This is a genomic window from Planococcus sp. RAB007_Raresut (assembly GCF_057369535.1).
The window spans coordinates 1-270 of the sequence record NZ_JBXYIF010000118.1; the positions used below are offsets into that span (position 1 = coordinate 1).

A 270-nucleotide genomic window follows, 5' to 3' on the forward strand; every position below is an offset into this window, starting at 1 on the left:
AGACCGTCGCGTATTTCAACCCGGCGAAAGCGTTGAAGCGCGAACGGGACCGGCAACTCCTGACGGTCATGAACCGTGGATATGGGAATCATGGCGCCAGTAGCCGGAAGAGCAGCATGGCGGGGTGGGTCACACAGAACGGTTCGGTCATCGATGACATCGAGAAGAACATCCCGAAACTCCGTGAACGTTCGCGAGACCTCTTCATGGGAGCGCCACTCGCGACGGGTGCTTTGAAGACAATGCGGACGAACGTCATCGGCTCGGGTT

At 58.5% G+C, this 270-nt stretch carries 1 protein-coding gene; it reads left to right on the forward strand.

Annotation, left to right across the window (positions count from 1 at the left end):
- Positions 1–116 precede the first annotated feature (116 nt).
- On the forward strand, positions 117–270 hold a 154-nt coding region (locus tag AC2Q9J_RS17970; protein ID WP_499042050.1), incomplete at its 3' end, for a phage portal protein.